Origin of the sequence: Clostridium celatum (assembly GCF_021412605.1) — a bacterium.
In the GTDB taxonomy this organism is placed as follows: Bacteria; Bacillota; Clostridia; order Clostridiales; family Clostridiaceae; genus Clostridium; species Clostridium celatum.
Genome location: NZ_JAJKGM010000066.1, coordinates 1 through 8857, shown reverse-complemented (window position 1 = coordinate 8857; position 8857 = coordinate 1). Strand labels below are relative to the sequence as shown.

The following is an 8857-nucleotide window of genomic DNA, read 5'->3' as shown; positions in this document are numbered from 1 at the left end:
AGTGGTTCCCACTACCAAGCCCACAACGGACTTTCACCGTCAAGTTGTTGCCCATGCTGGGCACACACAAAAAAAAGATTGATGAATATAATTTATCAATCTTTTTTAATCTTATAATATTAATAGTTTATTTTAAAAATTCGTATTTAAATAAAAATGGTACTATTTCCTTTAAATAATAACATTTAACTAAAGATGTTAATGTAGAGATATCTCCATTAAGCATAGGATAATCATATACGGTTTCCCCTAATTCATTTTTATGATGTGTATTTAATTCATCTTTTATTTGATAAATTCCATATGTTAACTCAGCATTGTAATTTGAAGTTAATTTAGCTTTATATAATATTTTATTCCATAAATCTATCAATGTTTTCTCTGTATCATTTACTTTTAAGTTATTTAAGTCCATGCTTACAATAGTTTCTCCATTAGTTGTATCAAGACATATTTCATTTTTATAGAATATACCATTGCTTCCTATAAAACTTCTCATATGATTTTGACTTTCTAATGTGCAAAATAGCAGTATTTTCAGTAAATCTTGTTTACCTTTTGATGTAGCAATATGTTTAAAAAATCGTTCTGAACCATCTGCTGATTTCATAACCCTAGTTCTTTCGGTCCAGCTCGTATTATATCTAATATAGCGGCTTGCTGCAAATATAGGAAGTTTTTCCAAATAATTATCTTTTCTTAGAAAAAAGCCATGACCATTATATCTTCCAGCAATCAATAAACTTGATACATTATCTGGATTATCAAAACCTGAGCTATCAGCCACAAGATATCCAATAATATTTTCATCATACAAGGGCTTTAAACTTTTTTTAACATTATTAGGTGCTTCAAGTCCATTTAAGCCAACTAATATACCTGTTTCTGTTTCAGTTGTTAGTTTTCTTTTATCATAATAAATATTGCTATATTTAGTGAAAATCTTTTTAACATCAAGATTATCACAACAAACTAGCTCATTATCCTTTATGTCATAAGCTTTTAATACAAAAGATAGTTGCGTTAAACAGTCCTCATTAGTCCATAATGCAACCATAATACATGCATTTATACTTGTATGAAAATGTTTTCTATTGAAAGCGTACCCATCTAATAATTTTTTAGAAATTAAATGTTGAACCTTCCAATACTTTACAGGTGAAAAAACTATATAACTATCTGTTGTTTGTCTCAAATAATATTTGAAAGCAGACCATATAAATGCATTTCCTAAATCATTTGTTGCAACACCTTTTACTTCCTTTTTCATTTCTTCTACAACAAAACTTTTCTTCCATATAGATGATGTTTTAGATTTACTCTTTTTTTGGTGTTCTATCGATGTAGTTTCTGCATATGGAGGATTCTCAAAAAGAATTATTGTACACTTGTTATCTTTGATGTATTTTTGAATTAGCTCATTATATACATAATCTTTACTAAGAGCATTTGCATTTTTAACAAACCCTTTATCGTAAGTTTCGTCAGTTTCTATTGGTGGTATAATAAATCTTACTTTATCTGAAAGTCTCTCACAAAGAACCTTATACTCATAATATTCATATGTAGATAAAATACAATGTGATAGCTCTTCATCAGTTAAAATTGCTTCTAAATTACCTGTTCCAGCACATCTATCTATAATAATATAATCATTACCTTTAGGAACTCTTTCTATAGCCTTTCTAAGCAACTCTGCCGCTTTTTCACAATATAACTTTGGTGTATAAAAAGCTCCTAAATTCTTTTTATTTAAGTCATCGTTTAATTTATCCATTAAATATTTAAATTTCTCATTTGTTTTACCTTTATACGGTAATATATGACCTTCAAAATGCTTAGGTTGTCGGATTTCTCCAATGATTTTTATCAGTCCTTCTAAATCTCCAAGAAAATCTCCTTTATGAGCATTAGGATTTTCATTATAATATCTTTCGGCCCATCCTACTATGCAATTTTCATCAATATTAATAGGCATATGATTTTTTATTCTAAGAATTTGAATCATCTCTGCTTGTCCATATTGTTTTGAATAATCAATTATTTTTACATATGATTTAGTTATAATAAAACCATCATTGTTTTTACTAGCAGGTCCATAATATATTTTATGAATATCATCAAAATAATCTTGACTCTTAAAAATATAGCATATTCTTTCATTAAGAGATATCAAAAGTATATTAGCTGGTACAGATATTCCCTTAACTCTCAATTTAGATAAATATTTAATTGCTTGCAATAATGTTTTACTAACATCAGTAATATTTAATTTGAATTCTAATAAATTTCCATTCCAAACTCCATCTGTATTTTCAATCAATACATTATTGTTTTCATAGTCTATTCTAAAGGTTTTAAAAAAATCTATTTGCCCTTCCTTCTCAATTCTATATTGTCTCAATAGAACCCTCCTTCAATTATGTTAATATTAAATCAATTCATTTGATACAATATATTAGATTTTTTAAAATCTTAGAATAATCTTTTTGATAACTTATTAGATACATTACATTCGATAATTGATGGTGGATAAAATTATATTCTACATAAAGTTTATACTTGATATAATTAATTCAATAAAAAAAGTCATAGTTATTAACCATGACTTTTAATTTTTATATTATGCCAGCAATTATTCCTCCACCAACAACTACGTTTCCTTGGTAGAATACTACTGATTGCCCTTTTGTTATAGCTCTTTGTTTTTCCTTAAAGCTTACTTTAACTTTTCCATCTTTTAAAGGTGAAATTATTGCCTCTGCTGGTCTTCCTGAATATCTAACCTTAGCTTCAACAGTAATTGGCTCTTCTAACTTATCAAATGGAATAAAGTTTACATCTTTAGCAACTAAATCTGTTTTAAATATGTCTTCCTCTGGTCCTATTACAACTTCATTAGTTCTTGGGTTTATATCTGTAACAAATACTGGTCTTCCAAGTGCTAATCCTAAACCTTTTCTTTGACCAATTGTATAATATACTATTCCCTTATGCTTACCTAAAACATTTCCATTTTTATCAACAAAATTTCCTGGAACTACTTCTAAAGGTCTTGCTTCACTTATGTATCTTCCATGATTATTATCTGGTATAAAACAGATTTCTTCACTATCTTTCTTATTATGAACAGCTAATCCTATTTCTTTAGCTATTTCTCTTATTCTATCTTTAGTATACTCTCCACAAGGCATTAAAGTATGTGCTAATTGCTCTTGTGTAAAGTTATATAATGCATAAGTTTGGTCTTTTCTATCATCATCTGAACGAATTAAAAGATATCTTCCATCTTCATTCTTTTCAATTTTAGCATAATGACCTGTTGCAACATAATCTGCTCCAATTCCTTGTGCTTTTCTTAAAAGCTCATCAAATTTTAAATGCTTATTACATGCTATACATGGATTTGGAGTTTTTCCATCTATGTATTCTTGAACAAAGTAGTCAATAACCTTTTCTTTAAAGCTATCTCTAAAGTTCATTACATAAAATGGTATACCTATTTTATTTGCAACTCTTCTTGCATCATCTACAGCTGAAAGTGAACAACATCCACCTTCTCTTTCTGTATATTCATTGTCTTCTTGCCATATTTGCATTGTAACACCAATTACATCATAGCCTTGTTCTTTTAAAAGGTAAGCAGCAACGGAGCTATCAACTCCGCCACTCATACCTATTACTACCTTCTTTTTCTTTTCCATTAAATCCACACCTTAAATTTTATTCGTGTCCGTGTACTGCATCATGTAATTCATCATGATCTGTTTCTTCGAATTCCCAACCTTCTGTGCTTAATCCAGCATTTTTTCTATAATCATTGATTGCTTTGTGTATAGCTTCTTCTGCTAATACTGAACAATGCATTTTTACTGGTGGAAGTCCATCTAGCGCTTCAGCAACAGCCTTATTTGATAATTCCCAAGCTTCTTCTAATGACTTACCTTTAATCATTTCTGTAGCCATTGATGATGAAGCTATAGCTGATCCACATCCAAAAGTTTGGAACTTAACATCTTTAATAATGTTATCTTCAACTTTTAAATAAACTCTCATTATATCACCGCATTTAGCATTTCCAACTTCTCCAATACCATTTGCGTCTTCAATTTCTCCTACATTTCTTGGGTTTCTAAAATGGTCCATAACCTTATCTGTATATATCATAATTATTTTTCTCCCTTCTTAACAAAATCACTCCATAATGGTGACATATTTCTTATTCTTTGTATAATTCCAGGTAATACTTCTAAAACATAGTCAACATCTTCTTCTGTTGATCCATCACCTAGTGTTAATCTTAGTGATCCATGTGCTAATTCATGTGGTAAGCCTATTGCTAAAAGCACATGCGATGGATCTAATGATCCTGATGTACATGCACTTCCACTTGAAGCACATATTCCTTCAAAATCTAATGATAATAATATAGATTCTCCTTCTATATAAGTAAATCTTACATTAACATTACCAGGTAATCTCTTATCTCCTCTTGGTCCATTTAAATATGAATATGGTACTCTTTCTAATATTCCATCTATAAGTTTATCTCTAAGAACAGATAGTCTTTCCATATGTCCTTGTAAATCCTCAGTTGCTAACTCTATAGCTTTACCTAATCCAACAACAGAGGCTATATTTTCAGTTCCAGCTCTTCTAGCTCTTTCTTGACCACCACCGTGGATTAAGTTGTCAATCTTTATTCCTTTTCTTATGTATAAAACACCGATTCCCTTAGGCCCATATATTTTATGTCCAGCTAAAGATAAAAGATCTATATTCATTTCTTTAACATCTACTGGAACATTTCCAACTGCTTGAACTGCATCTGTATGGAAGAATATCTTTCTTTCTCTACAAATTTCACCTATTTCTTTAATTGGTTGTATTGTTCCAATTTCATTATTTGCAAACATAATTGATACTAAAATAGTTTTATCTGTTATTGCATTTTTTAACTCTTCTAAATCTATAAATCCTTCTTCATTAACATCTAAATACGTTACATCAAAGCCATTCTTTTCTAAATACTCACATGTATGAAGAACTGCATGATGCTCTATCTTAGTAGTTATTATATGATTTCCTTTTTTTCTATGTGCTGATGCAATACCTTTTATTGCCCAGTTATCAGACTCAGAGCCTCCCCCTGTGAAGTAAACTTCATTAATATCACAGTTTAAAGCTTTTGCTACTTGCCCTCTTGCTTTATCTATTGCCATCTTTGTTTCTCTTGATATTCCATAAAAAGATGATGGGTTACCAAACTTTTCTGTAAAATAAGGCATCATTTCTTCTAAAACCTCTGGTTTTACATAAGTCGTAGCCGCATAATCCATGTATACTGTTTTCATTTTTTATTCACTCCTCTTTAAAGTTAAAGACTCATTTCTTTCTTTAATTCTATTGTAGTCATCTACTATATCTTGTAGGGTTACCCCTTCCATAACTTCATCTATACTATTTTTAATTTTCGTCCATAAAAGTCTTGTTGCACAACAATCAACATTATCACAAGCTACCCCTTCAATACAATCTGCAATTTCTATAGGTCCTTCTAATACATACATTATATCCGAAACTTTTATATCCTTAGGCTCTCTTCCTAATACATAACCACCTTGAGCTCCTCTTATACTATTTATAAGTTTCGCTTTTCTAAGTGGAGAAAATAACTGTTCTAAATAATATTCAGATATACCTTGTCTCTGAGAAATAGTTTTTATTGATAGGGGAGAATCTCCATAATGGATAGCTAATTCAACCATAGCTTTTACTCCATATCTTCCTTTAGTTGATAATTTCATAATCTCACCCCTTATTCAGAGTCTTTTGCTCTGCTTTATATTTATATCATACTAACTTACTCTGTTTTTGTCAACCTTGATTTACTCTCACTTTATAAAAATTTTTACCATTTATTCATACTACTACTATTTACCTAAAAATGAGTTTTATAAAACAAAATATCAAATTTAATTATTCTATATTATTTAGCTTTTTAACATTTTTCCAATACTCTTTTGTTGCTCTTTCAAACTTATTTTCTCCATACTGATAGTAAGTTCTATCTTTAATATTATCTGGCAAATACTGTTGTTCTATATAATGGTTAGGATAGCTATGAGGATATTTATATTCTAATCCTCTTCCCATTTTACAAGCTCCACTATAATGTGCATCCTTTAAATGCATAGGTATATCTCCTATTGTCATACTTTCTAAATCTCTCAATGCACTATCTATAGCTAAATAAGCTGAATTTGATTTTGGACTTGTTGCTAAAAGAATAGTTGCCTCTGCAAGAGGTATTCTTGCTTCTGGAAATCCTAATTCTCTTGCAGAATCAACTAATGACTTTACTATTAAACTTGCTTGTGGATATGCAAGCCCTATATCTTCTGATGCTATAACTTGAAGTCTTCTACAAATAGAAATTAAATCTCCTGCTTTAATAAGTCTTGCTAAATAGTGGATAGCTGCATCTGCATCACTTCCCCTAATTGATTTCTGAAATGCACTTAATATATCATAATGTGCATCTCCATCATTGTCATAAGCAATAACTTTACTTTGTGTTGAATCTTGAGCTACATCTAAATCAATTAATATAACTCCATCACTATTAGGCTTTGTAGAATTTAAAGCTACCTCTAAACCATTTATAGCCTTTCTTACATCACCATTACAATATGAAGCTAAATAATCTATAGCTTCTTCTTTTATATCCAGTTTTATTTCAGTATAATCTTTACTTCTAATTTCAATTGCTCTTTTTAAAGCCTTTTTTATCTCTCCCTCTTCAACTGGTTTAAATTCAAATATTGTTGATCTAGAAAGTAAAGCCTTAAATATGTAAAAATACGGATTTTCTGTAGTTGATGCAATGAGTGTTATTCTTCCATCTTCTATATATTCTAAAAGAGACTGTTGCTGCTTCTTATTAAAATTTTGTATCTCATCTAAATATAAGACAACTCCATTTACTCCTAAAAATGTATCTAACTCTTTAGTTATTTCCTGAATATCTTTTAATGATGCATTGGTTGCATTTAATTTATAAAATCTTTTCCCTGCTTTTTCTGCTATTATATTTGCAACAGTAGTCTTCCCTACCCCTGGTGGACCATAAAATATCATATTAGATATACGTCCACTTTTAACTATTCTATCTAAAATTTTATTTTCACCTAATATATGTTGTTGACCAAAAACCTCATTCAATTGTCTTGGTCTAATTAAATCAGCAAGTGGTTTCATCTTTTCACCTCAAAATAATTATTGCTTAAAGTATATCATAATAATTATTTTTTTAATATTTTAATGTTTATTTTTATACAATTTAAAAAGGCTTGTCCATATTGGTACAAGCCTTTTTTATAATTCATTTATATATTTAATTATCTATAAAATTCTTGAGTTGCGTAAACTTTATTTCCTATTTTATAAACTCCTACTCCAATACTTGAGAACTTAGTTGATAAAATATTTTCTCTATGTCCTTGTGAATTCATCCAATTGTTCATAAATTGATTTGCTAATACATTTGGATCTGTTACTCCACCTATATATGCAATATTTTCTCCCCAAGCACTATATGTTACTCCATCATTTTTCATTTGAGTTGTAATATAATTTCCATTTAAATCTGTGTGACTGAAGTAATTATTATCTCCCATATCTTGAGATTTAATTCTTGCATATTTCTCCATAGTAGTGTTATATGATAATGCTGGTACTCCTGCTTTTGCTCTTTCTTCATTTACTCTATTAAAGATAGCAGCTTCTACCTGTGCCATAAAGTTTGAATTTGATATTTCAGAATCATTTGTTCCATTATCTATTGATGGTGTTTCATCTACTGATGGCGTTTCATCTACTGACGGTGTTTCATCTACTGATGGCGTTTCATCTACTGATGGTGTTTGTATAGTATTATCATTTGATGGCTTATCTACTGTTGGAGGTGTTGTTGGTTTTTCATTTGGATTTTCTTCTATGTTACTTCCTCCATTATTATCGTTACTATTATTGTTATTGTTGTTATTATTGTTATCAGTTGATGGCTTGTCCGTAGATGGTTTATTCACTGTATTATCTCCAACTACATTATTATCTCCTGATGCATTTCCATTGTTGCATTGACCATTGTTTGAACTGTTGTTTTGAGACGTTCCAATCCACCAATGAAAAGTAACTTTATTATTATTAATAAAAATAGTTTTACTACCGCTTTGTAGATTAGATACTGATAACATGTTTCCACATGCTACTTTTATTTTTTCTGAATTATTACTATTAGACTGTATGTCCACTTTTTTTGTAGCCGCGTTTGCAGTCGTGCTAAAAATTCCTGAACCTACTCCCCCTAGTATAGCTGTTGATAATATAACGGCAATTAGTTTATTCTTCATCTGTACCACTCCTTTTTATTTTTTTGAACTACAATCTTTATAGTTCAATATCTTATTAGTTAAAGTACTTTTTACTTTCACTAACGTCGTCACTTACATTTATAACATATTTTCTTAATAACACTTATAGTAGATTCATTCTTTACATTCATATATATTACTATATTAGTTTTAGAGGCCTTAAATAGAATTAAATTCCTATAGCTATTTGTGTATATTAGTAGCTTGTACACTTTTTCCGTATTATTCCATCCAATAAATTTCCTAGTATATTATTCTTACTTTCTAGTTTTACATTTGAAATATTAATCATATATTAATATCTTAATTTTAAAAAGCTGTCTAGAAATAATAAAGGTCTTTTTAACAATCGAGTAGGAGGAAAATAATTATTTTATTTTCCGTCCTCTCACACCACCGTGCGTACCGGTCTGGTACACGGC

General features: G+C 29.5%; 7 protein-coding genes. All 7 read right to left on the bottom strand.

Annotated elements, in window-relative coordinates:
• Positions 1-127: 127 nt before the first annotated feature.
• The 7 genes from LPC13_RS16045 to LPC13_RS16015 all read right to left on the bottom strand — a co-directional run bounded on the left by LPC13_RS16045 (position 128) and on the right by LPC13_RS16015 (position 8414).
• A complete protein-coding gene (locus LPC13_RS16045) occupies positions 128-2404 on the bottom strand; it encodes a hypothetical protein (protein WP_005212030.1) in 2277 nt (758 codons plus the stop codon).
• Between the two features lie 214 nt (positions 2405-2618).
• Complete coding sequence (mnmA, locus tag LPC13_RS16040; RefSeq protein WP_005212031.1) at positions 2619-3704, bottom strand: tRNA 2-thiouridine(34) synthase MnmA; 1086 nt, start codon at positions 3702-3704, stop codon at positions 2619-2621.
• Positions 3705-3723: 19 nt separating this feature from the next.
• Positions 3724-4167 (bottom strand): Fe-S cluster assembly scaffold protein NifU, encoded by a 444-nt coding sequence (gene nifU, locus LPC13_RS16035; protein ID WP_005212033.1) that lies wholly within the window; start codon positions 4165-4167, stop codon positions 3724-3726.
• Between the two features lie 2 nt (positions 4168-4169).
• Complete coding sequence (gene nifS / locus LPC13_RS16030) at positions 4170-5354, bottom strand: cysteine desulfurase NifS (protein ID WP_005212035.1); 1185 nt, start codon at positions 5352-5354, stop codon at positions 4170-4172.
• Between the two features lie 3 nt (positions 5355-5357).
• On the bottom strand, positions 5358-5807 hold the full coding sequence (locus tag LPC13_RS16025; protein ID WP_005212037.1) for an RrF2 family transcriptional regulator: 450 nt from the start codon (positions 5805-5807) through the stop codon (positions 5358-5360).
• A gap of 172 nt (positions 5808-5979) precedes the next feature.
• Entirely contained in the window at positions 5980-7260 is a 1281-nt protein-coding gene (locus LPC13_RS16020; RefSeq protein ID WP_005212039.1) for a replication-associated recombination protein A, read from the bottom strand.
• A 140-nt stretch (positions 7261-7400) separates the two neighbouring features.
• Positions 7401-8414: a CAP domain-containing protein gene (locus LPC13_RS16015; protein ID WP_195245641.1), complete on the bottom strand. Its 1014-nt coding sequence runs from the start codon at positions 8412-8414 to the stop codon at positions 7401-7403.
• Positions 8415-8857: the final 443 nt, after the last annotated feature.

What these genes read in the sequence shown, in the direction of transcription:
- LPC13_RS16020 (WP_005212039.1), bottom strand. Translation starts at nt 7,260, where the DNA reads ATGAAACCACTTGCTGATTTAATTAGACCAAGACAATTGAATGAGGTT.
- mnmA (WP_005212031.1), bottom strand. Translation starts at nt 3,704, where the DNA reads ATGGAAAAGAAAAAGAAGGTAGTAATAGGTATGAGTGGCGGAGTTGAT.
- LPC13_RS16025 (WP_005212037.1), bottom strand. Translation starts at nt 5,807, where the DNA reads ATGAAATTATCAACTAAAGGAAGATATGGAGTAAAAGCTATGGTTGAA.
- LPC13_RS16015 (WP_195245641.1), bottom strand. Translation starts at nt 8,414, where the DNA reads ATGAAGAATAAACTAATTGCCGTTATATTATCAACAGCTATACTAGGG.
- nifU (WP_005212033.1), bottom strand. Translation starts at nt 4,167, where the DNA reads ATGATATATACAGATAAGGTTATGGACCATTTTAGAAACCCAAGAAAT.
- nifS (WP_005212035.1), bottom strand. Translation starts at nt 5,354, where the DNA reads ATGAAAACAGTATACATGGATTATGCGGCTACGACTTATGTAAAACCA.